The organism is Clostridium sp. UBA4395 (assembly GCF_002390995.1).
Taxonomy (GTDB): domain Bacteria; phylum Bacillota; class Clostridia; order Clostridiales; family Clostridiaceae; genus Clostridium_J; species Clostridium_J sulfidigenes.
In genome coordinates this window covers 44,736-68,337 of sequence record NZ_DGRF01000074.1, presented here as the reverse complement: position 1 = coordinate 68,337, position 23,602 = coordinate 44,736, and the positions used below count along the sequence as shown (strand labels likewise).

The following is a 23,602-nucleotide window of genomic DNA, read 5'->3' as shown; positions in this document are numbered from 1 at the left end:
GTATAGATTTTTCATATTCTCCATACATAAGGTATAAGAATTAATCTGTATACTGTTAATATATGTTGTACGGATATAAGGGGTGTACAAGGAGTTGAAAATTTAGTATATCTGAGAATTTAAGATAGTGTTTAATATAAAGTTTAAGTATTAAATTCTAGATAGCTATAGGAAATAAAAATGTTACATACTCTTTAAAATAAGGAGTATGTAACATTAAATTTATATATTATTCTGTACGTAATGATTCTACAGGATTTTTTCTTGCAGCCATTTTTGCTGGAATAGCACCACCCAGCAATGTTAAAGAAACACTTATAATTATAAGTATTATAGCATGAACTGGATTAAGTTTTGCTACACCTTCAAGGTCTGTTAAATTCTTAAGAACACTATTTATTGGAAATGTTAATAAGTATGATATTAATATTCCAAGTAATCCTGAACAAGAACCTATTATGAATGTTTCAGCATTGAATACACGGGTTATATCTTTCTTTCTTGCACCTAATGCTCTCAACACACCAATTTCCTTTGTTCTTTCTAATACAGAAATGTATGTTATTATCCCAATCATAATAAGGGATACAACAAGTGATATTGCGGCAAAGGCAATTAAAACAAGGGTTATTGAATCCATAATACCACCAGATAATTTTGTGAATGTAGCTGCTAAATCTGTATATATTATAGAGTCTTCAACAGCATTTCCATCATTCCATGAATTTAAGTAATTAAGTACCCTATCCTTGGTAGTAAAATCTTTAGGGTAAAGGGTGATAGCAAATGGGGTAGAAGTAGCACCTAATTGAGAAAGTACGTCATCTTTAGTAACATTAGGAGTACTACTACTAGCTCCTCCCATTGGTGACATTGCAGCCATTGGATTAGTAGGCATACTAGTTCCAGCAGTGGCATCTCCAAAAGGCTTTCCAGTTAATACATTATAATTAGCATCTTGCTGTGCTTTAACAATTTCAGAGTTTTTAGCATTATCAATAAAATATTGTGATAATTCATCTGAATATGAAAGTCCAGGTGAAAGAATTTCTAGCTTTGAATTTTTGCTAGAACGAACTATACCAGCAATTTTAAGAGTAATAGCATTGTCGTTATTATAAATATCTATAAGATTGTCTGGAGTACCTTTTATTGTAAATATATTGCCTATCTGTTTGTAGTAATCATCATTTAAAGCTAATTTAAATTCCTTGTTTATAATATCATTAAAACTTACAGTATCTGATTTAGAATCTATACCCAAAGCTTCTAGCATAGAGTTGTCAAGTCTGTTATAGCTATCGACAATAAGAACAAGATCCGTTTTTTCTTTAGGATATGACCCAGCTAATAAATCATAATTGCTTTCAAGGTATCCTTTAGTATCTAAATTTAGACTATTGGGATATGATGAAAAGTTAATTAGAGATGTATTTACTGGAGTTGCAGTTTTTCCATCAGATTTTAAAAGATTCATATTAACAAGTCTTGTATAGGACATTCCAGAGAGCAGAGCTGGATCAATATTTTCAATATACTCTATGTATTCATCGGTAAATACATTTGTGTGTTCAATACTATTTTCACTAGGGTCATAAGGATAAATGTAATCAACATCTGGAAATTGATTTTCATTTACGGAATTACTCACTGCTTCTTTATGTTGCTCTCTCATTGCATCCATATCAACCTCGGCGGTTTTTTGATTAATCATTATTGGAAAGCCAGATAATGTACTATTTTCAAATTCTCCAATTTGTTTATCGAATCCATTTGATAATGAAAGTATTAAGGCAATACCAATTATACCTATACTTGAGGCAAAAGCAGTAAGTGCTGTTCTCCATTTCTTTGTAGATATGTTTTTGCCAGATAGTTTTAAAGCAGTAAAGAAACTCATACTTGTTTTCTTAAGTTTATAATCAGAAGTATCTAAGTCATCATAAAATGGATTGCTATCAGATTTTATCTCACCATCTCTAAATTCAACAATTCTATCAGCATATTCATTAGCTAACTCTGGATTATGAGTTACCATAACAACAAGTTTATCCTTTGAAATTTCTTTAATAAGCTCCATAATCTGAATGCTTGTATGAGTGTCTAAAGCTCCAGTAGGTTCATCTGCTAAAATTATATCAGGGTCATTAGCTAGAGCTCGAGCTATAGCAACTCTTTGCATTTGTCCTCCTGATAGTTGGTTTGGTTTTTTGTGAACATGGTCCTTTAGGCCAACCTTTTCTAATACCTCAAGAGCTTTCTTGTGCTTCTCTGTATTTGAAACTCCACTAAGGGTCATTCCCATTTCTACATTATCTACTATACTTAAGTGAGAAATTAGGTTATAACTTTGAAAAATAAATCCAACACTATTATTTCTATAGGCATCCCAATCTGAGTCTTTAAAATTTTTTGTGGATTTACCATTGATAATTAAATCACCTTCATCATATTGGTCAAGACCACCTATAACATTTAAACATGTTGTTTTTCCAGAGCCACTTGGTCCAAGAATTGCAACAAATTCAGATTTTCTAAATTTTAGGCTTATTCCATCTAATGCAACTTGAGTAAATTCGCCTGTAGTATAACTTTTAAATATGTTTTTTAATTGTAACATTATGCTCCTCCTTTACGATTAACTTTTCTAATTGTAGAATCGTAATATGAACCTAATATGAATTATGGTCTAAAAGTATATTTTTATTTCTTTTTTATTTGTAAAGTTCATATTTAATTAACATAAAATAATTATTATATAAAGTAACATAATAAATTGAGGTGATAATATTGTTTAATATACTTGTTGTGGAGGATGATAAAAATTTAAGAAAACTTATATCTGCAACCTTAAAACAAAATGGATATAACTCATTAATGGCAGAAGATGGAGAAATAGCTCTTGATATTATGGATAAAGAGCATATTGATTTAGTAATATCTGATATAATGATGCCTAAGTTAGATGGTTACAATTTAGTGAAAGCTTTGAGAGACTCAGGATATAATATGCCAATACTTATGGTTACAGCTAAGGAAATGTTTGAAGATAAGAGAAAAGGATTTAATGTTGGCGTAGACGATTATATGGTAAAACCTATTGATATAAATGAAATGATATTAAGAGTTGGAGCACTTCTTAGAAGAGCTAAGATATCTAATGAACATAGACTATCTATAGGTGATATTATTTTAGATTATGATTCAATATCTGTAAGTCGACATGGGGACAGTGTTACCCTTCCTAAAAAAGAATTTTATTTATTATTTAAATTATTATCTTATCCTAATGTTATATTTACACGAAGACAGTTATTAGATGAAATATGGGGTATGGATAATGAAGTGGATGAGCGTACTGTAGATGTTCATATAAAAAGATTGAGAGAAAGATATGATAGTTGTACAGAATTTGAGATTGTTACAGTACGTGGTCTTGGATATAAGGCGGTTAAGAAGATATGAGAAAAAATCTAAGAGTTAAGTTTGTTGTAATTCTTCTATTGATGATGATTGTATCAGGAATTTGTTCCCTTATAATATCTGCATTAATGTTTAGTGGAAATATAGAGAAAGAATCAAAAAATGCCCAAAGGAAAGTAGTAGATACTATATTAGAATTATATGATAATACAGATTTTACTTTAAATAAAATTATAGAGTTAAGTAATAATGATAGATATGAAGTAATACTTATCAAAGATTTGCATGAGTATGCTGGAACTACTGATAAGCTTCATGAGAGAGAATTTTTACAGATTAAAACCAAAAGACTTCCTATTATTAATACTATATTAAAGGTAGATGATAGGTATATAAAAATAGTTAATTCATTTAATGAAAAAAGTGTGCATATACGTACATTTTTTCTAACTACCACATCCTTAATTATATCTACTCTAATAGCTACCATAATATCAGGTATAGCATCAAAGCGAATCTTAAGGCCAATAAGAACTTTAAGTAAAGCTACTGAAGAGGTAGCGAAGGGAAACTTTAGTGTTAAAATAGGTATTCCTAAGGATTATGAATTTGCATTATTAGCAAAAAATTTTAACAAGATGGTTCATGAGCTTAGTAGTATAGAAACCTTAAGAAATGATTTTGTTAGTAACGTTTCCCACGAGATAAAAACACCCATCGCATCTATACAAGGCTTTGCAAAGTTAATTCAAGATAAAAACTTAAATGATGATGAGAGAAGTGAATTTACAGATATTATTATTAGTGAATCATCAAGGCTTTCTAAGTTAACTTCAAATATATTAAAGCTTTCAAAGCTTGAAAATCAAGAGGTTATTACTGGAAAAGCAGAGTTTGCATTAGATGAACAGATTAGGTGTGCAATTCTTATAATGGAACCAGAGTGGAGTGAAAAGGGAATTGACTTAGATATAGACCTAGATAAAGTCAGTATTATAGGAAATGAGGATTTATTGCAGCAGGTATGGCTAAATATAATAGGAAATGCCATTAAATTTACAGAGAAGAGTGGAACTATTGGTATCAAATTAATGGATTTGAAGGATAAAATAGTTATTAAGGTTTCAGATAATGGTGTTGGAATGAATGAAGAAACTCAAAGACATATTTTTGATAAGTTCTATCAAGGTGATAAATCCCATTTAAGCAAGGGAAATGGATTAGGATTATCACTTGTAAAACGAATAATTGAATTATGTCATGGTGAAATAAAGGTTAGGAGTAAGCTTAATTATGGTACGACTTTCACAATAGGACTACCTAAAAAATAATATTCTTAATAAATAGGATATTCCCATTTAGAGATTTAAAATTTTGGGAAGAGTAGATATGAAAAATGAGGAAAGAAAAGAGTTATAGTTGCAATAAAAATTTTACACCTTTATTGAACTATATAAAGATATAAGGGGCTGTCGCACTAATTTTTTAGTGGGATAGCTCCTTTACTTTAGACTTTACTGCACCTGTGAAATAAAGTTGGTAATGACACTTTACTTCATATTTATGGTCTTCCATTCATCTACAAGCATCCCATATTCATAGGTGTCTTTCCAGAGAGGATTACCATTTTCATCCTCAAAGAAATAGATATTTTGGAGAAGGTGTCCTTCTCTTCTCATATTTACATCTTCAAGCAGTTTCCAAGACGATATGTTTTGAGGATCACAATTAGCAATTATACGTCTTGTACCTAGATTCTCAAAGCATATTTCATAATAGCTTTTACACTTTCAGTAGCATACCCTTTTCTATGATATTTGGAGTTAAATATAAGATAACAAATATTATCAAAGTTAGGATTGTATCATATAATAAAATTAAAGTAAATATTTTCCTGAACATATAAATATAATGAAGGTGGTATTAGTTATTATTTATTTAATATTATATCAATAGGTAAAGGAAGGGGATATGAAATATCAAAGGTTGCTAAAACTCTATAACATAAATAGATTTGTATTAACAAATAGGAAAGGTTGATGAGAGTTGTCAATATTTATAAGAAACCCATATAGTGGGGAAGAACGTAATATAAGAACAAGGAAGTTAAGGAGAACTGATCATCCAGATTATCGCTTTATTGTTATGGCTGACTCAAGGGGAAAAGAAGGGGGAATAAATGAAGAAGTATTTAGAAACATTTTAGAAGAAATTATAGATTTGTATCCACAGCCCGATTATATTATATTTCCAGGTGATCTTGTATCGGGAAGTAGAAAAGATAATAAGCTTATAGGACAGCTACAAAAGTTCAAAGATGTTTTTTCTGATTACTATCCCATTGAGATTCTGCTTCCTACTGTGGGAAACCACGAAGTAAGTAGTGAGCCTGAGGATGATAGTAGGGAGAAAATATTCGCAGAGGTTTTTTCAGAGTTTCAAGCAGATGAATTTTTGGAAGGATATAATCGCACAGCATACTATGTAGATATTGGGAATATACGACTCATAGTTTTGAATTCTTTCCATCCAGGTGAGAGTAATCAGATAAAAGGGAGACAGATTCAATGGTTTGAAAGGGTTTCAAGTGAACCAGGAATGCGGAAATTAGTTTTTGTACATTCCCCAGCATTTCCAACGGGACACCATATTGAATCTGCATTAAATAGATTTCCAGAACAAAGAGATAAATTTTGGAGTATAGTTGACAAAAATAATATAGATTTATTTTTCGCTGGTCATGAACACAATTATTCTAGAAGGGTGATAGATAGTTCCTTCAGTACTGATGAATATACATTTGAAAGAGCAATTAACCAGATTGTCACAGGCGGTGCGGGTGCACCTTTAAGAGATGTTTTTGAGGATAATATAGGCATTGTTGTTCCCCCAACACCGGTCTATCACTATGTAATAGTGGATGTATATGGAGATAATCTTACAATAACAGCAATATCTCTTGAGGGCCACATAATTGATGAATTTAATATATAAATTTTTAATATTACAACAAAATACTAAAGAATAGGTAAGGTAAATTTGAATTTTATACTTTTATGAAGAATACAAACTATATATAGTTTATAAAAATACACACCATAAATGTGTGTATTTTTATATGTATATACTAATTATAAATTGGAGGCAAATTTTCATTAGTCTCATTAAAGCTATTAAGTGAAGCATAAAATTCTTTGTTTGTATTTACAGAAGCAAAGAATATTTCCTTAGTATTTTTTACCCCAATATTGTCAAGCTGTTTTTTAAGCCAATCTTCAGTAAGGTTTAATTTTGCTAAAACATCCTTATATACTACTCCTTCGATTATCACAGGATAGGATAATGTGGATGTATTTTTAGTCAAGTTAAGATCCTCGACAGTTACTTCTGTTTTATTAATTTTTTTTAATACAGAAATATTTCCATTTGGTTCTATAATTCCTAAGTGTACATCATTAATATCAAAAATATCTTTTTCTCTTAGCATCTGTAGAATATTATCAATAGAGTAGCGTATCTTTTTTAGATTTTTTACTATAAATTTGCCTTCTAGGATAACGATGGTAGGTTCAAAAGTAATTATATGTCCGAACTTTCTCCACTTTATTTTAAGTTTAGAGACTACTACATGAAAGATACCGATAAGAACAATGGCCACGGCAGTATGTATGTGTCTAATCTCCGGATCTGCAATGTCAGCACCAACAACTGCACCTAGAATTACTATGACTAAAAAATCAAAGACTGGAAGTTCCGCTATGGAGCGTTTTCCCATAATTAATGTAATAATAACCATAAGAGGTAATATGGTTATTATCCTACCTAAAAGTATATAAAAATCCTTAAATATTTCCATAAATACTATTCTCCTTTTTAGTGATAAATAGGTGCAAAATTTGATTTATCTTTCATAAATGACTTTAATGATATGTGAAGTTCCTTGTTATCATTAACAGATGCAAAGAATACTTCTTTAGTATTATTAATGTTACTGTTTAATAGTTGTTCATGAAGCCAAAGTTTATTTAAGTTCAATTTTTTTAGAACGTCTTCATATACCTTGCCATCTAAGATAACAGGATAGGATATAGTATGGTGGGAATTGGTTAAATCTAAATCTTCTAGTGTAACTGGTACTTTATTGGATTGTTTTAATATAGATAGCTTACCGTTAGCTTCAATAATGGCCAAATGTATACTAGTGATATCAAAAATATTTTTTTCTCTTAACAGCTGAAGGACATTATCTATGGAATATCTTTGTTTTGTGAGATTTTCTACTAAAAATTGCCCGTCTTGAATAATTATAGTAGGCTCGAAAGTAATAATATGACCTAATTTTCTTTGCTTAATTATAATTTTTGAAACGATTCGTTGAAAAGTACCAAGTAATACTATGGCTACAGCAGTATGTATATGGGGTACAGCGGGATCGGCAATATCTGCACCTACAACTGAGGCTAAGATTATAATAACTAAAAAATCAAAGATAGGTAGTTCACCAATAGAACGTTTTCCCATATGCAAAACCACAAATAGTAATAAAGGTAAAATGGTTGTTATTCTGCCGGTCACTATTAATAACTCATTAAATAGATCCATATAATCTCATCTCCTTCAATAACTTTACACAAATATTAATATTCCCAATTACAAATCTAATATTACTTAATTTTTATGGTGATTCTAAATTTAAAAAGTATAATACCTTTTTATAGATTAGGGTTAGAAATATTTTATTAAATAAAAGTTATAAAAATGAAATATTAATTGAAGTTAACATATAATAGTTTAATATTATTATGAAAAATAATTCAAATTATTTGACAAAATATATAATTATATGTATTATATAGATATAAAATTACATATTGTGTTTTATGGTTGCATACGCAATAACAGGGAATGAGGTTAGAATCCTCAACAGCCCCCGCTACTGTAATAGCTACGAAACTCTTTAAAAGTCACTATGAAAATAATTCATGGGAAGGCAAAGAGAATTAGGTTTGAAGCTATAAGTCAGGAGACCTACCATAAAATAAAGTTTGCAATTTCGGTGGGAAATTAAAGCGGCAAAGATTATTAATAGATATCAAATGTATATTTTAGTATACATTTTTTTATTCTGTGTATATGTGTGCTTAAAGTCCTAGAAATAGGACTTTTTTTATTTTTACTATTTATATTTATATATTTTTTACCAATTTTGTATTGATAATCAATTTCAAGTATGATACTATATTTTTGTGAAATTGATATTCATTATCATTTGACAGATGATAAATCATAATAGAAGTAAAGAAGGAAGGAGGCTAAAGTTTTTTATATGAAAACCAAATTGTATTATAGAAAGTAAGAGGAGTGATTTTTTATGAAAAAATTAGTTAGTATAATGGTATCTTTAATAATGATAGTAGGGCTAACAGGATGCTCACAGGAAAAGGAAAAAAACTCAGAAGAAAGTACTGTTATAGAAGTAGAAGACATAAATGGTGATGTAGTTACTTTAAATAGGCCAGCAGAAAAAATATTTTTAGGATTTTATATAGAAAATTATCTTGCAGTGTCTGGGGATTTTAAACTAGATAGAATTGTTGCTATGTCAAAAGGAGAAACAAAGGATTTAATGAATGCAATGTGGAGTAAGTATGCAGAAATAATTCCTAATTTAGAAGGGTGTATTGATACAGGCTCTATTTACTTAGATAGTTTCAGTATGGAGAAACTAATTGAGTCAAAACCAGATTTAGTAATTCTTGCACCTTATCAGGAAAAAAAACTAGGGGATGGGATTAATACAATAAAAAGTCTTGGGATTCCTGTAGCAGTAGTTGACTACAATTCTTTTACTCTAGATAAGCATGTAAAAAGTACAGAAATACTTGGAAAATTATTAGGAAAAGAAGAAAGAGCAAAGGAACTTGTTGAAAATTATAAAAGTCATATAAAAAATGTTGAAGATAGAGTAAAAGATATACCAGAAGATGAGCTTAAATCTGTTTATTTTGAACTTGCAAGTCAAGGTCCAGATACCTATGGAAATTCTTATGGAAACTCTTTATGGGGAAATATACTTAAAACTGCAAAATGTAAAAATATTGCTGAAGAGAAAGTTGAAGAATATGGTCCACTAAATCCTGAATACGTTATCTCCAGCAATCCTGATATTATAATGTTCTCAGGACAGACTAATTCTCAAGATAAGGGAAAACAAAGATTTGAGATGGGATTCAATGTAAATGCGGATAGAGCTGTAGAAACAATGAATATGTATTTAAAAAGACCAGGTTGGAACAATCTAAATGCGGTAAAAAATAAAGAAGTATATGGTTTTGATCATAGCGGACTTAGAACTCTTTATGATTATGTATATCTTCAATATGCTGCAAAGGCAATTCATCCAGAAAAGTTTAAAGATGTAGATCCAATGAAAAATCTAAATGAATTTTATGAAAAATATTTACCAGTAAAACCAGCAGGTACTTTTATGATAAAGGGGGAATAGTCAATGACTAATAAAATAAAAGTATTGGAGGGTTTAAATGAGGGAGAGGATGTATATAAGAACATAAATAAAAAAAGATTTATTTTATTTGCTATTACAATTATAGCATTACTTGTATTTTCTATTTTAGATTTAATTGTTGGACCCTCCGGGATGTCTTTATCAGAGGTAATACGGACTTTAATACAAGGACCTACTAAAGAAAATATAAATTCAGCTGTTATGTGGTCTATAAGACTTCCAATGACATTAACATGTATATTTGTGGGAGCTTCATTGGGATTGGCAGGATCTCATATGCAAACTATACTTAGTAATCCATTAGCTAGTCCATATACTTTAGGTATTTCATCAGCAGCTGGCTTTGGAGCTTCTCTTGCTATTGTCACAGGAATTACTATTGGAAACATAGGATGGATTTCTATACCTTTAATGGCATTTGCTTTTTCATTTATATCTAGTTTATGTATATATTTTATAGGTAAAAGTAAGGGGATGAAGTCTATAACAATGGTGTTAACGGGTATTGTTATTCATTTTCTATTTCAGGCACTACAATCTTTAGTTCAGTATATGGCAGCACCAGAAGTATCACAACAAATTGTATTTTGGATGTTTGGAAGTTTATTGAAATCTACTTGGATTGGGGTATTTATTACTGCAAGTATTTTTCTTTTATGTTTCTTACTAACTACAACTATAGTATGGAAAATAACAGCCTTATCTGCCGGAGAAGAAAGAGCAAGAAGTCTTGGAATAAATGTAGACAAATTAAAGTTAAGGGTATTTTTAATATCAACTTTGTTAACTACAGGAGCTGTTTCCTTTATAGGTCCTATTGGATTTATAGGATTAATTTCTCCGCATTTTGCAAGGTTATCCGTTGGAGAAGATCAAAGATATTTATCTCCAGTTTCAGCTATATTTGGAGCATTAATCATGGTTGTAGCTTCTATAATATCTAAAGTAATAAAACCAGGTGCATTAATACCTATAGGCATTGTTACATCTATTGTGGGAGTACCTTTTTTACTTTTTTTATTACTATCTAAGGGGGCAGAGTAATGAGTTTTATTACAGCAGATAAGGTTTCAGTTAAATATAAAAATAAAGAGGTATTAAGAGATATTACTTCTACTTTTAACCAAGGTGAAATAACTTCAATTATTGGTCCTAATGGTACAGGAAAGACAACCTTTATAAAAGCTATATCTAATATGGTTAACTATGGAGGTCATATATATATGAATGGAAATAATAAGGACAAAATATCAATGGAAAAAGTGGGCTATGTTCCGCAGATGAGTAATAGTAGTTCTAGCTTAACTGTATTTGAAATGGTATTGCTTGGACATATGAAGGATTTAAAGTGGAAAATTTCTAAGGATAAACTAGAAGAAACAAATAAAATATTGAGAAAAATAAATTTAAGTCATCTAAGTTATAATAAATTTTCTAGTTTAAGTGGAGGAGAAAAACAATTAGTGATTATGGCACAAACCTTAGTTTCAAAGCCCAAAATACTACTATTAGATGAACCAACCAGCGCATTAGATATAAGACATCAGCTACAAGTTTTAGATCTAGCAAGAGAGTATACTACAGAAAATAATGCTATTACTATAATTGTAATTCATGACTTAGCTTTGTCAACTAGATATAGTGACAAAATAGTATTATTTGACAAAGGATATGTGATGAAGGAAGGAAAACCAGAGGAAGTATTACAACCATCATTATTGAAAGAAGTTTATAAGGTAGATGTAGAAGTTTGTTGCACGAAGAAAGGTTATTTTACAGTTACCCCTATTACATGTAGCTAAATAATAGTAAAAATAAAATTTTGAGGTGAGAGGGCATGAATAAACATAAATTTTTATTAAATTTAAAGTTGTTAAACATAGATATTAAAGAAATTATGAACTTATGCAAAGAGCATAATGAATGTTTTTCAGTCTTAAAAGATAAACTTGATTACGTATGTGATTTTATACTAGATAATTCAAATAATTTAAAATGGAAGAAATATTTATCAGAAGAAACGTATGATTCTCTGGTTAGAGAAATTAGAAACTCTACTTCAAATGCCCTAGGATGGGTTGAAAAGTTTCAAGCTCATAGCATATTAAGTGGTAGTGTGGATTCATTCAAGTATTCTGATGAATTAAATCTTGCTGTGCAAAATGAAATACTGGAGTTTGAAATAAATACCAAATCAAGGATTCTATTTATTGGCTCTGGAGCTATGCCTATAACAGCTTTTACTATAAAAAATGAAGTTGATTGTGAAGTGACATGCTTAGATATTGATAAAGAAGCACTTGATTTGTCTCAAAGATTATCAGATAAGTATGGGATCAAAAATATATTCTTTTCATCCCAAGATGTAAGTAAATTTGATTTAAACAACTTTACTCATATTATTATAGCTTCTTTAGTTGAAGAAAAATTAGATATTGCAAAATTTTTATTAGAAAATATCAATGGAGATACAAAGGTTATTTTAAGGTATGGAAATGAGTTAAAAAGTATATTTAATTACCCTTTGGATACAAAGATATTGAAACATTGTCAAAAAACAATAATAAAAGACAGTAAATATATTTATGAAAGTATAGTTTTGGAGAAATCTGTATGATGCTTAAAGATATATATAATAATTTGGGAAACATATTAATAGTAGGTTCAGGACCTGTAGCAATGAATATGACAATTAATTTATCTAAAGGGTTTTTGGGTGAAATAGGTATGGTTGCTAGAGAAAGTGATAAAACTATATCTTTTTTACAACAATTAAAAAATAATGATTTTACAATAATGGGGAAAGCATCAAAAAGAGAATTATTTAAAGTAGAAGGAAGCTATAAATTAAAAAAATTATATATAGGACATGCTAATATAGATGATATTTGGGAGACTATGGTATTGTGTGTTCCATGTGATTGCTATATGGACATATTAAAAAAAGTAGATTTACTAAGGCTTACTAGAGTAAAAACGATTATTTTAGTATCACCAGAGTTTGGGTCTAGTATAGTAGTTTCTAATTACTTAAATAGAGAGATAAGGGAATTAGAGATAATTTCTTTGTCTAATTATTTCGGTGCAACTAAGTATTCATCATCAAAATCATTAATAGAAGTAACAACAAAAGCTTTGAAAAAAAAGATATATATAGGTTCATCATTAGAATATAGCTATAAAGTACAAGTTCTAAAAAGTTTTCTAAAAGATATTGGAGTTATTTCAGAAATATTAAATGATCCATTAGAAGTTGAAAGCAGAAACATAACTATGTTTGTACATCCAGCTTTTTTAATTAATGATGTTAGTTTAAATCAAGTATTTGATTATGATAAAACAAATAAATATGTATACAAGCTATATCCAGAAGGACCTATAACAATGAATACTATATCTATTATGCGTTCTTTATGGAAAGAAATATGTCAAGTGTATATGAAACTCAGGATTAAACCTATTAATCTACTTAAGTTTTTAAACGATGATAATTATCCAGTTTTAGAAGAATCTATATCTAGAGAAAATATAGATAAATATATGGAATATGATAGCATAAAACAAGAATATTTACTTTATGTTAGATATTCCTCAATATTAATTGATCCATTTTCCATACCAGATAAAAATGGAAGATACTTTGAGTTTTCAAGGATTCCTTATCCAAAAATTTATAAAGATAATAGGGGAAAATGGAATATACCAAGAATGCCATTTGAAGATTATAAAAAGATCAAGCTTTTATATGCTATAGGAAAAAATTTAAATATAGACATGGAAAATGCAAAATATTTATTAGACTTATTTGATATTTACTTAAATAAATTTATTGAAGATAAGGGTGAGAATAATATAAATAATAGTGTATTTGAAGATCATAGCATAAACAATGCAAAAATTATAATTAAGGAGCGATTAAATGAGAGTAGATAAAGGTGTAATATTGGCAATACTATCTTCATTTACGTTTAGTATAATGAATGTTTTAGTAAAGTTAGTTAGTAATAGAATACCCTCTAATGAAATAGCTTTTTTTAGAGGGATAATTGGTGTGATTTTAATATTGATATTAATGAAGGGAACTAATGTAAAGTTTTCTAAAGAAGGAAAACCACTTTTATTAATGAGAGGGCTTCTAGGAGGACTTTACATGGTAACATACTTCTTTGCAATTTCTACAATGAAGTTAGGAGATGCTTCTATATTAGCACATTTATCAGGTGTTTTTGTAATGATATTTTCCGCAATGTTTTTGAAGGAAAGACTACCAAAGAATGCTTGGATATTTATTATAATTATTTTATTTGGGGCAAGCCTTATAATAAATCCATTTAGATATTCCACATATTCTTTTTATGCTATATTTGGATTGTTAAGCGCAATCCTATCAGCAAGTGCTTCTATAACTATTAGAAAATTAGCAAAATCTAAAAAACATCATTCTTATGAAATTGTATTTTATTTTTTAGCTGCATCTACAATAGTAGCAGCTATATTAATGAGAAATAATTTTGTAGTACCAACAGTTAGAGAATTTGTTTTATTGTTTATTTTAGGAGTTGTTTCCTTATTAGCACAAATATTTTTAACAGGTGCATTTGGAAATACTAATGCTGTAATTGTAGAAGTAGTAAGATATATAGGAATATTATTTAATGCAACTTGGGGATTGATATTATTTGGAGAATCTTTATCCGTATACTCTATATTAGGAGGAATTCTTATAATTGGAGCATCTATTGTTTTATCCAGACAAAAATCTTTAGAGTAGGAGAAATTAAATGTAATAAAAAGACTTTTAATAACTTTAACTGGGATTAAAAAGCTAAAAATGGAAAATATAAACTAATTGGAAAAATTGTAGAAAATCAAGGAAAGTACAATAAAAACAAGTTAAACTTAGTTAATCAGCAATTAAGATTTTTACTTATATTGAGATTAATAGTATTATAAATCATAGTTACTAGTAAATTAACATATGTTTGCAAGCATTAAATAGGTTTAAGGAGTTGTACTTTGTGGAAATAAACAGTATAGTCCTAAGCCCAGAAGTATATAGATCTGATGCAGAAAAGATAGCTGATTGGCTTAGTGATGAGGAAATTGTAAAGTATTTAAATGAAGATAATAAGGCTAGAGAGAACTTAATTAATGTTATAGATAGAATAAATCTGCCAATTTTAACTCATTTATTTAATAACAACTGTAGATTTTTTACTATAAAAAATCCCTATGGAACTATAGGTTTTTTAAGACTTATCCCAAAAGGTGAAACAATTGAAATTGTTATAGCTGTGGGAGAAAAGGAACTGTGGGGAAAAGGTATAGGCCATAATGCAGTTATGGAAGCGTTAAAAACTGCATTTTTTGAAATGAGGACAGAAAAAGTTGTTGCAAAAATTAAGAAAGATAATAAAAGGTCTCAAAACCTTGTAAAGGGAATTGGATTTAGAGAAATAAAAAAACTTGAAAAAGAAGTAGAATATCATATTACAAAGGAAATATTCTGGAAGAAAGCAGCATAATAATCTTTTATATGAGAGTAAATAAAATAATAAAGAAAAAATTTTAGACAACCATCTTAGGTAATAAACTGGGAGGGTTGTTTTTTTGTTGAGAATTAAATTATTGTTATAGTAGATAAAATTTTTACTAATGAATTTTTATCATTTAACAACAACATTAAATTTAAAACAAAAATTGACAAGAATTCAGAATTGTTATACACTAATATTAATTCGAGTATCGAAGTAATATTCAAAAGACCAGTGGATTTAAAAGATTTATCCTAAAGGACAACGACTTATAAGTATCAAAAATACCGATATTAAGAATTCAGTTGGTAAGATTCAAAGAAGCTAAGAACTCTGTTTATTATATAAATTTTAAAAATAAATTATAAAAGAATGAAATTTAGAGCTAACCATTTATGGTTAGCTCTAAATTAAGGAAAAATTGAAGTTTAATTTATAAATTTAATCAGGAGGTAGATGTATGGTAAAATTTTCGGAACTTTTTTCTCCAAAAGACATGACTGAGGGGACACCATGGAAACGAATTGTAGAATTTTCATTACCAATGCTTATTGGTAATATAGCTCAACAGTTTTATAACACCGCGGATTCTATTATTGTAGGTAAGTATGTAGGTGACAATGCACTGGCTGCTGTTGGTAGTGCATCTCCAATATTAAATCTTTTACTTGTACTTTTTGTTGGAATTGCAACAGGAGCAGGAATCATGGTTGCTCAATATTTTGGAGCAAAGGATAGGGAAAAGCTTTCTCATACCATTGGGGTATGCATATCTCTTACTGCTATAGCATCTCTAATCATAATGGTTATAGGGCCTCTTGTTACTCGTCCATTGTTATCTTTTCTTAACACTCCAGCATCTATAATAGATTGGTGTGCAGATTATCTTGTTATTTATTATGTAGGTATCGCAGGCTTTGCTTATTACAATATTTTAGCAGGAGTGCTTAGAGGACTTGGTGACTCTATATCTGCTCTTGGATTCTTACTTATTGCTACAATTTTAAATGTATTCCTTGATCTTTGGTTTGTTGCAGGACTTGGAATGGGTGTACCAGGAGTTGCTTTGGCAACTATTATTGCTCAAGGTATATCAGCAGTTCTTTGTATTATTAAGTTAGCAAGAATGAATAGTACATTTGATTTTAATCTTAAGATGCTTGTACCAGCTAAGGAATATTCTATGAAGCTTATAAAACTTGGATTGCCATCTGGATTTACTCAAGCCATATTTTCTATTGCAATGATTGTTGTACAATCTCTAACTAATAGTTTTGGAGAAATGGTTATAGCATGTAATGTAATTGTTATGCGTGTAGATGGATTTGCTATGATGCCTAACTTCACCTTTGGTAATGCAATGACAACCTATGCTGGTCAAAATATTGGTGCTAAAAAAATGGATAGAGTTGATAAGGGTACTAAAGATGGTACTATGATTGCTGTTGGAGTTTCTATTGTTATAACAATTTTAATTTTAATTTTTGGTAAATACCTTATGGGTGTTTTCACTGATACAGCAGAATTAGTTGACTTAAGTATGCATATGATGCGTATTCTTGCAGTGGGTTATATTGCTATGGCAGTAACTCAAAGTTTATCAGGTGTAATGAGAGGCGCAGGGGATACTATGACACCTATGTGGATTTCTCTAATTACTACGGTGATTTTACGTGTACCTGTTGCTTATGGTATTGCATATTTAACTCGTAGTGCAGCTTATCCTACTGGAAGACCAGAATCTACATTTATATCACTACTTGTTTCTTGGACACTTGGAGCAATTGTAACTACAGTTTTCTTTAAGAGAGGTAAGTGGAGAAATAAAGGCTTTGCTGGACATAATTAAAAGTACATGAATTAAATAGATTTTAAGAAGATGATTATATCAATAGTGCAATTGATATAATCATCTTTTTTTATTCAGTTTTAGATATTGAAAATATTGCAGTTATTATACTGAAGATAACTAAATAATATTAAGAAATATTGTGATAGTAATCACAGATTTATAAATAAAATAATGATACATTGTAAATGAAAGACATTATCAATTAGAAAAAATATGATGTTAAATAGAAGTTTTAAGTTTAAATAATAGATTTAAATTTTATATAAAATATGAGGAGGATGAAAATATATGAAAAAGCAAATTAACTACATTACCATTGATGGACGTGGAGACCATGAGACTTTTAAAGATTGTATTACTAAAGCAATTAAGGAGTTAAAATCAAATGAAGGTATACATGTAATTAAAGATTTCGAACCTTTTCCTATGTATAAAATGATGGATGGTAAAGGCTTTGATAAACATGTAGAGAAGTTAAGTAATGAAGAATTTCATGTTTACTTCACTCCTAAAGAGAAAATAGAAAAAATTCAAATGGAGGATAATTTAGAAATGGACCATGATAAAATTAAAAAGATCATGGAAATAAAACTTAAGTATTTAAGAGGAGAAATATCTCTAGAACTAGCAAAAGAAGAAATGATAACATCAGTTAAAAGTGTAACAGCTCAAGAATTTGCTATATGTGAGCAATATCTTCAGCAATATGGTATAACTGATGATGAATTAGCAGAGAAAATGGATGAAATTCTGCAAATTTTTGATGGAATACTTACAAGTAATAAAATAGACGTTAAATTAGGTCATCCAATTAGAACCTATTTAGAGGAAGTAAAGGCTATAAGAAATGTTTTAATTGAAGCTAATAATATGTTAAATAAAAAGTTTATTAAAAATCAATGGTCTGAGGTATATGATAAATTAGAAGAAATTAATATACATTTTTCAAGAAAGCAAAATCAACTATATCCTGCTCTTGAGGGGAAGGGCTTCGATAAACCTTCTAAAGTAATGTGGACCTTAGAAAATAATATAAAAGATATTATTAAAAAAGCTAAAGAGTATTTAGATCGGGATGAAGATGAAAAGTTTTTAGATATTCAAAATGAAGTAATTGAAATGATTGAGGATATGATGATAAAAGAAGAAGAAATACTTTATCCAACTTCAATGGATCTTCTTGACCATGAAGATTTTATTAAGATGAGAAAAGGTGATGATGAAATTGGATATTGTCTAATTGAGAAACCACCTTATTACAAAGAAGATGAAGTTAAGAAAGACGAAAATGCGTCTAATAATGAACTTTTGAAGGATTTGGCAAAGGTTTTACAAAAACATGGAATATTCAATAAAGAAGATAATGAAGTGTTAGATGTAAGCCAAGGAAAGTTAACACTTAAGCAGATAAACTTAATTTTTAAACATCTTCAAGTAGATTTATCCTATGTAGATGAAAATGAGATTGTAAAGTTTTATAGTGATACAAAACATCGAGTATTTCCAAGAAGTGCAGGAGTTATAGGAAGAAAGGTGCAAAATTGCCATCCAAGAGAAAGTGTTCATATGGTAGAAGAAATTATTAGAGCGTTTAGAGCGGGTGAACAAGATCAGGCAGAGTTTTGGTTAGAAATCGGTGGTAAGTTTATTTATATAATCTATAATGCAGTAAGAGATGAAGAAGGTAATTTTAGAGGAGTACTTGAGATGATGCAGGATGTAACAAACATTAGAGGATTACAGGGAAGTCAGAGATTATTATCTTGGACTAATGAAAAACAAGAAAGTAAAAAGGATGAGGTAAGTGGTGAGGTTATAAAAAATCAATATGGATTAACAAAGGAAACTGTTATAGGTGACTTAGTAAAAAAATATCCATTTCTAAAAGAATTCTTACTAAACCTTTCCCCTAAGTTTAGTAAACTAAAAAATCCAGTATTATTTAAAACTATGGCATCTATAGCTACATTAGATATGATTAGTGAAAGAGGCGGATTTGAGGTTGAAGAGCTTATAAGTAAAATCACAGAAGAAATTAATAGCAGAAATTAAAAAATAAGAATATCAAAGAAGTTTCAGTATAATAGAATTTATATTATGCTGGAACTTCTTTTAAATGATTTTGTCATAGATGAAAAAAATAGTAGTAATAAAGATGTTGGCATGGAAGTATTTATACATGTAACATTAGATGGAATAGGGCTGTTGGACATGTTGATCTATGTTATAATGGACAAGTTATATCCTGTGGTAATTATGATGATAGATCTTTTAGGCTATTAGGTATAGCAAGTAGAGTTTTTTACTATTTTAAGGAGGAAAAGTATGTTAAAGGAATTTAAAAAATTTGCGATTAAAGGTAATATGATTGATTTAGCAATTGGTATGATTATAGGTGCAGCTTTTACTAAGCTTGTAACATCTTTGGTTGAGACAGTAATAATGCCTATTATTAGTATTTTTGTAGGTAGAATTGATTTTTCAAATTTGTTTATTGCTTTAGATGGAAAAGAATATGTAACTCTAGCTGCTGCAAAGGAAGCTGGAGCGGCAGTAGTTGCTTATGGAGCTTTTCTAACTGGACTTATAGACTTTTTAATTATGACATTTGTAGTATTTATTGTGGTAAAGCAACTCGATAGGTTTAAAGGCAAGGAAGAAGCAAAACCTGTAATAACTAAAAAATGTCCTTACTGTATTTCAGAAATCTCAATTGAAGCATCAAAATGCCCTCATTGTACTTCTGACTTATAAGATGTATAAGTTTTAATAAAGTTTTTATAGTATATAAAATTAGAAGAGCTTGGTTATGTATGTAACATAATTAATTAATTCTATTTACAAGTATGTTAAAAAATGTTACAATGGAATTGTTAAAATATTGAAAGGAGGTCGTTTTTAAGTGAAAAGTATAAAAAATTTAATTAAAAGTGAATTTTATAATACCTATAACGACCTTAAGAATAGATTTTAACATATTTATTTTGATATTTTAAGTCATGGGGTTGTTTGGACTCTATGACTTTTTATTTTTTTAGTAAAATGAGAAGTTGTAGATATCTTGGTTTAACTAAGGTATATCTATGACTTTTTTATTTAATATAAAGTTATGAATAGTAATGGTTTAAAATGATTTTAAATCACTATTAGGAGTGATTATGGGGGGGATTTATATGCAATATCAAACTAACGAAATCTACTATGGATTTAAATTATTAAAAGAGGAGAAGGTAGAAGAGGCACAATCCATGGCTAGAATATTTGAACATGTGAAAAGTGGAGCAAGACTTTTACATTTAGAAAATGAAGATGATAATAAGTTATTTTCTATAAGTTTTAGGACAACTCCTACAGATAGTACTGGAGTTGCTCATATATTAGAGCATTCTGTACTTTGTGGTTCAAGAAAATTTAAGGCTAAGGATCCTTTTGGAGATATGGCTAAGAGTTCATTACACACTTTTTTAAATGCTATGACCTTTACAGACAAAACTATGTATCCTGTAGGAAGTAGAAATAGTAAAGATTTTATGAATTTAATGGATGTATATTTAGATGCAGTTTTACACCCTAGAATATATGAAAATCATGAAATATTACGTCAAGAAGGTTGGAGATATGAATTAGATGAAAATACTAATAAACTAGCTTATAAGGGGGTAGTTTATAGTGAAATGCAAGGAGCAATGTCATCTCCAGAGGAAGTAATTTGTAGTGATATATATAGATCATTATTTCCAAATACTACTTATGCTTTTGTTTCAGGGGGAGATCCAGAGGTTATACCTAACCTAACTCAAGAGGATTTTGAAAAGTTTCATAGTAAGTTCTATCATCCATCTAATAGTTATATATACCTATACGGTAATCAGGATTTAGAAGCGTGTCTTAAGTTTATAAATGATGAATATCTTTATGAATTTGATAGAATAGAGATACCTTCTCATATAGATGACGTGAAAAATTTTGAAGGCATGGTAGAAAGAACTGCTAATTATTCTATAGGTGAGGATGAAGATGAAGAAAATAAGGCATTTTTAGCACTAAATTTCGCCTTTGAGGAAACCCGTAATGGAGAGGTATATTTAGCCACAAAGATACTTTATAACATGTTAATTGAATCCTCAGCATCTCCAATAAAAGCTGCCTTACTTAAAGCTGGCATAGGTGAGTGCATTATTACAAGGGATGATATGAATATGGATCCAACTAAAGAAATATTATTCCCGATAGTAGCTAAAAATGTAGATGCTATAAAGAAGAGTGAATTTATAAATGTTATTATGAATACTCTTAAAGACCTTGTAGACAAGGGATTAGATAAGGACCAATTGAAGGCAGCTATAAACACCGTTGAATTTGATTTGCGTGAAGCTGATCCATGGAGAACTGCAAATAAGGGAATTGAATATAATGATTGGGTTTTAAATAGCTGGATATATGATGGAGATCCTCTTGTTCACTTGAAGTATGAAGATATCCTTAATAAGATAAAAGCTGTTTTAGACAATGGATATTTTGAAAAGTTTATTGAAAAGAATATGGTTAAAAATTCTCATTGTTCTTTAGTAGTTTTGACACCTAAAAAGGGATTAGAAGATGCTAGAAATAAAGCTTTAGAAGAAAAGCTAGAAAATTACAGAAATTCTTTATCAGAAAAAGAAATAAAAGAGCTTATGGAGAGAAATAGAAAATTAAAAGAAGCTCAAGTTAGAGTAGATACCCAAGAAGAAAAGGATACTCTTCCAAAGCTACCTATAGAGGAGATAGATAGAAAAGTAGAAAAAATTCCTCAAGAGGTTGTGAAGGAACAAGGAATAACTATTTTAAAACATCATATTCCTACAAATAAAATAGTGTATATTAATCTTTTATTTGATGGAAAAGTAATGGAAGAAACTTATATTCCTTATTTAGGACTTTTAAAAGATGTTTTAGGGGAGCTTGATACTGAGAAAAGAGTTTATTCTGAATTAATTACTGAAATATATAAAACTACAGGTGGAATAACTTTTGAAAATCAAGTATATACTGAGAAAAATAATAGTCAGGTATATCATCCTAAATTTATAGTTAAATCGAAGGTAATTGGAGATAATATTCAAGCTCTACTAGAATTAGTAAATGAAATAATTACTACTACTAAATTTGATGATTTAAGTAGGCTTAAACAGATTATTAAGGAAATAAAATCTAAGCTTCAAATGAAAATTATAAATGCAGGACATAGAGTTGGGATGAACAGAATATTTGCACAGACTTCATGTGGTGGAGAATACTGGGAAAGAATTAGTGGTGCAACTTATTATGAATTCATTTGTAATCTAGAAAAGAACTTTGATAAATCTGGTGAAGAAGTTAGAAGCAATCTTATTAAAGTTTATGAAACTATATTTAATAAAAATAATTTAATTATATCAGTGGTTGGAGAAGAAAAAGAAGTTGAAACAGTAGTAACTAATATTAATAAGGTTACTTGTAATATTAAAACTGAACCTACTAAATTATATAATATTGAATATAATAGCAAGAAGGATATAGAAGCTATAATAACTCCTAGCAATGTGCAATATGTAGTTAAAGGATTTAACTTTGCAGACCTTGGGTATGAATATTCAGGAAAGATGAGAGCATTTTTAAATATATTAGATAATGAATATTTATATCCTAGAGTTCGTCTTCAAGGTGGAGCTTATGGATGTTATAGTGATATAAATAAGGATGGAAATTTAGCAATTTATTCCTATCGTGATCCAAACCTTGCAAGAACAATAGATATGTATAATGAAGCTTATAAATTCTTGGAAGAAGTAGAATTTACAAAGGAGGATATGGAAAAGTTTATAATAGGATCTGTTGGACAGTTATATAAACCATTAACTCCTGATAGAAAAGGTGAAAAAGCAGTTGAGGATTATATATGTAATGTAACTGAAGAAGATATTCAAAGATGGAGAGATGAACTTTTGAGTACTACTAATGAAGATATAAGAAATTATGCTTCAATGATTAAGGTAGGAATGAATGAAAATTATTGTTGTATAGTAGGTAATGAAGGAAAAATTAGGGAAAATAAAACTATTTTTAATAAAACAAGTAAAATATTATAAAATAACTTGCTTTATATAATAAAGTGTAGTATGCTTAATAAGAACTTAAATTAATAGTAAATAATATAAACCAATATGTTTCAATTAGTACTTAATAAATAGAGTATGTTAATATCGAAATTTTGTTAGTGAATTATTACAATGAATTTAAGAAAAA

The 23,602-nt window shown here is 29.0% G+C and carries 19 protein-coding genes and 1 riboswitch; of the genes, 15 read left to right on the top strand and 4 right to left on the bottom strand.

Annotated features, from left to right (window positions below; genetic code table 11):
* Positions 1–229: 229 nt before the first annotated feature.
* Entirely contained in the window at positions 230–2,620 is a 2,391-nt protein-coding gene (locus B2694_RS13540; RefSeq protein WP_346886198.1) for an ABC transporter ATP-binding protein/permease, read from the bottom strand.
* A 170-nt stretch (positions 2,621–2,790) separates the two neighbouring features.
* On the opposite strand from B2694_RS13540, the gene B2694_RS13535 reads away from it, so the two are divergent.
* Together B2694_RS13535 and B2694_RS13530 are read left to right on the top strand one after the other, a co-directional pair.
* Complete coding sequence (locus tag B2694_RS13535; protein ID WP_346886197.1) at positions 2,791–3,465, top strand: response regulator transcription factor; 675 nt, start codon at positions 2,791–2,793, stop codon at positions 3,463–3,465.
* A complete protein-coding gene (locus tag B2694_RS13530; RefSeq protein ID WP_346886196.1) occupies positions 3,462–4,754 on the top strand; it encodes a sensor histidine kinase in 1,293 nt (430 codons plus the stop codon). Before B2694_RS13535 ends, B2694_RS13530 begins: the two co-directional genes overlap by 4 nt.
* Positions 4,755–4,973: 219 nt before the next feature.
* Here B2694_RS13530 and B2694_RS13525 read toward each other — a convergent pair whose 3' ends face one another.
* Positions 4,974–5,102, bottom strand: coding sequence for a hypothetical protein (locus B2694_RS13525; protein ID WP_346886195.1), 129 nt, complete (start codon positions 5,100–5,102; stop codon positions 4,974–4,976).
* A gap of 367 nt (positions 5,103–5,469) precedes the next feature.
* Here B2694_RS13525 and B2694_RS13520 point away from each other — a divergent pair, with 367 nt between their 5' ends.
* Positions 5,470–6,417: a metallophosphoesterase family protein gene (locus B2694_RS13520; RefSeq protein ID WP_346886194.1), complete on the top strand. Its 948-nt coding sequence runs from the start codon at positions 5,470–5,472 to the stop codon at positions 6,415–6,417.
* A gap of 133 nt (positions 6,418–6,550) precedes the next feature.
* Here B2694_RS13520 and B2694_RS13515 read toward each other — a convergent pair whose 3' ends face one another.
* The gene (locus B2694_RS13515) at positions 6,551–7,279 is read right to left on the bottom strand and encodes a DUF421 domain-containing protein (protein ID WP_346886193.1); all 729 of its coding nucleotides are present in this window, start codon (positions 7,277–7,279) and stop codon (positions 6,551–6,553) included.
* A gap of 17 nt (positions 7,280–7,296) precedes the next feature.
* Positions 7,297–8,025, bottom strand: coding sequence for a DUF421 domain-containing protein (locus B2694_RS13510; protein WP_346886192.1), 729 nt, complete (start codon positions 8,023–8,025; stop codon positions 7,297–7,299).
* Between the two features lie 262 nt (positions 8,026–8,287).
* A riboswitch (cobalamin riboswitch) is annotated at positions 8,288–8,473 on the top strand.
* 321 nt (positions 8,474–8,794) lie between these two features.
* Here B2694_RS13510 and B2694_RS13505 point away from each other — a divergent pair.
* The 12 genes from B2694_RS13505 to B2694_RS13450 all read left to right on the top strand — a co-directional run bounded on the left by B2694_RS13505 (position 8,795) and on the right by B2694_RS13450 (position 23,445).
* A complete protein-coding gene (locus B2694_RS13505) occupies positions 8,795–9,928 on the top strand; it encodes an ABC transporter substrate-binding protein (protein ID WP_346886191.1) in 1,134 nt (377 codons plus the stop codon).
* Positions 9,929–9,931: 3 nt separating this feature from the next.
* The gene (locus B2694_RS13500) at positions 9,932–10,993 is read left to right on the top strand and encodes an iron ABC transporter permease (RefSeq protein ID WP_346886190.1); all 1,062 of its coding nucleotides are present in this window, start codon (positions 9,932–9,934) and stop codon (positions 10,991–10,993) included.
* The gene (locus tag B2694_RS13495; protein WP_346886189.1) at positions 10,993–11,751 is read left to right on the top strand and encodes an ABC transporter ATP-binding protein; all 759 of its coding nucleotides are present in this window, start codon (positions 10,993–10,995) and stop codon (positions 11,749–11,751) included. The genes B2694_RS13500 and B2694_RS13495 overlap by 1 nt, the downstream gene beginning before the upstream one ends.
* A 35-nt stretch (positions 11,752–11,786) precedes the next feature.
* On the top strand, positions 11,787–12,566 hold the full coding sequence (locus tag B2694_RS13490) for a nicotianamine synthase family protein (RefSeq protein WP_346886188.1): 780 nt from the start codon (positions 11,787–11,789) through the stop codon (positions 12,564–12,566).
* Positions 12,563–13,882, top strand: coding sequence for an opine metallophore biosynthesis dehydrogenase (locus B2694_RS13485; RefSeq protein ID WP_346886187.1), 1,320 nt, complete (start codon positions 12,563–12,565; stop codon positions 13,880–13,882). The genes B2694_RS13490 and B2694_RS13485 overlap by 4 nt, the downstream gene beginning before the upstream one ends.
* Positions 13,869–14,720, top strand: a complete 852-nt coding sequence (locus tag B2694_RS13480; protein WP_346847283.1) for a DMT family transporter — start codon at positions 13,869–13,871, stop codon at positions 14,718–14,720. The genes B2694_RS13485 and B2694_RS13480 overlap by 14 nt, the downstream gene beginning before the upstream one ends.
* Before the next feature lie 247 nt (positions 14,721–14,967).
* Positions 14,968–15,474, top strand: a complete 507-nt coding sequence (locus tag B2694_RS13475) for a GNAT family N-acetyltransferase (RefSeq protein WP_035131214.1) — start codon at positions 14,968–14,970, stop codon at positions 15,472–15,474.
* Positions 15,475–15,943: 469 nt separating this feature from the next.
* Entirely contained in the window at positions 15,944–17,332 is a 1,389-nt protein-coding gene (locus B2694_RS13470) for an MATE family efflux transporter (protein WP_346886186.1), read from the top strand.
* Between the two features lie 291 nt (positions 17,333–17,623).
* Complete coding sequence (locus B2694_RS13465) at positions 17,624–19,387, top strand: PAS domain-containing protein (RefSeq protein WP_346886185.1); 1,764 nt, start codon at positions 17,624–17,626, stop codon at positions 19,385–19,387.
* 45 nt (positions 19,388–19,432) lie between these two features.
* The gene (locus tag B2694_RS13460; RefSeq protein ID WP_346886184.1) at positions 19,433–19,618 is read left to right on the top strand and encodes a hypothetical protein; all 186 of its coding nucleotides are present in this window, start codon (positions 19,433–19,435) and stop codon (positions 19,616–19,618) included.
* A 42-nt stretch (positions 19,619–19,660) separates the two neighbouring features.
* On the top strand, positions 19,661–20,089 hold the full coding sequence (gene mscL / locus B2694_RS13455) for a large conductance mechanosensitive channel protein MscL (RefSeq protein ID WP_346886183.1): 429 nt from the start codon (positions 19,661–19,663) through the stop codon (positions 20,087–20,089).
* A 419-nt stretch (positions 20,090–20,508) separates the two neighbouring features.
* On the top strand, positions 20,509–23,445 hold the full coding sequence (locus B2694_RS13450) for an insulinase family protein (RefSeq protein WP_346886182.1): 2,937 nt from the start codon (positions 20,509–20,511) through the stop codon (positions 23,443–23,445).
* Positions 23,446–23,602: the final 157 nt, after the last annotated feature.

What these genes read in the sequence shown, in the direction of transcription:
- B2694_RS13530 (WP_346886196.1), top strand. Translation starts at nt 3,462, where the DNA reads ATGAGAAAAAATCTAAGAGTTAAGTTTGTTGTAATTCTTCTATTGATG.
- B2694_RS13515 (WP_346886193.1), bottom strand. Translation starts at nt 7,279, where the DNA reads ATGGAAATATTTAAGGATTTTTATATACTTTTAGGTAGGATAATAACC.
- B2694_RS13450 (WP_346886182.1), top strand. Translation starts at nt 20,509, where the DNA reads ATGCAATATCAAACTAACGAAATCTACTATGGATTTAAATTATTAAAA.
- B2694_RS13465 (WP_346886185.1), top strand. Translation starts at nt 17,624, where the DNA reads ATGAAAAAGCAAATTAACTACATTACCATTGATGGACGTGGAGACCAT.
- B2694_RS13510 (WP_346886192.1), bottom strand. Translation starts at nt 8,025, where the DNA reads ATGGATCTATTTAATGAGTTATTAATAGTGACCGGCAGAATAACAACC.
- mscL (WP_346886183.1), top strand. Translation starts at nt 19,661, where the DNA reads ATGTTAAAGGAATTTAAAAAATTTGCGATTAAAGGTAATATGATTGAT.
- B2694_RS13490 (WP_346886188.1), top strand. Translation starts at nt 11,787, where the DNA reads ATGAATAAACATAAATTTTTATTAAATTTAAAGTTGTTAAACATAGAT.
- B2694_RS13540 (WP_346886198.1), bottom strand. Translation starts at nt 2,620, where the DNA reads ATGTTACAATTAAAAAACATATTTAAAAGTTATACTACAGGCGAATTT.
- B2694_RS13470 (WP_346886186.1), top strand. Translation starts at nt 15,944, where the DNA reads ATGGTAAAATTTTCGGAACTTTTTTCTCCAAAAGACATGACTGAGGGG.
- B2694_RS13525 (WP_346886195.1), bottom strand. Translation starts at nt 5,102, where the DNA reads ATGAGAAGAGAAGGACACCTTCTCCAAAATATCTATTTCTTTGAGGAT.
- B2694_RS13485 (WP_346886187.1), top strand. Translation starts at nt 12,563, where the DNA reads ATGATGCTTAAAGATATATATAATAATTTGGGAAACATATTAATAGTA.
- B2694_RS13480 (WP_346847283.1), top strand. Translation starts at nt 13,869, where the DNA reads ATGAGAGTAGATAAAGGTGTAATATTGGCAATACTATCTTCATTTACG.
- B2694_RS13495 (WP_346886189.1), top strand. Translation starts at nt 10,993, where the DNA reads ATGAGTTTTATTACAGCAGATAAGGTTTCAGTTAAATATAAAAATAAA.
- B2694_RS13500 (WP_346886190.1), top strand. Translation starts at nt 9,932, where the DNA reads ATGACTAATAAAATAAAAGTATTGGAGGGTTTAAATGAGGGAGAGGAT.
- B2694_RS13505 (WP_346886191.1), top strand. Translation starts at nt 8,795, where the DNA reads ATGAAAAAATTAGTTAGTATAATGGTATCTTTAATAATGATAGTAGGG.
- B2694_RS13460 (WP_346886184.1), top strand. Translation starts at nt 19,433, where the DNA reads ATGCTGGAACTTCTTTTAAATGATTTTGTCATAGATGAAAAAAATAGT.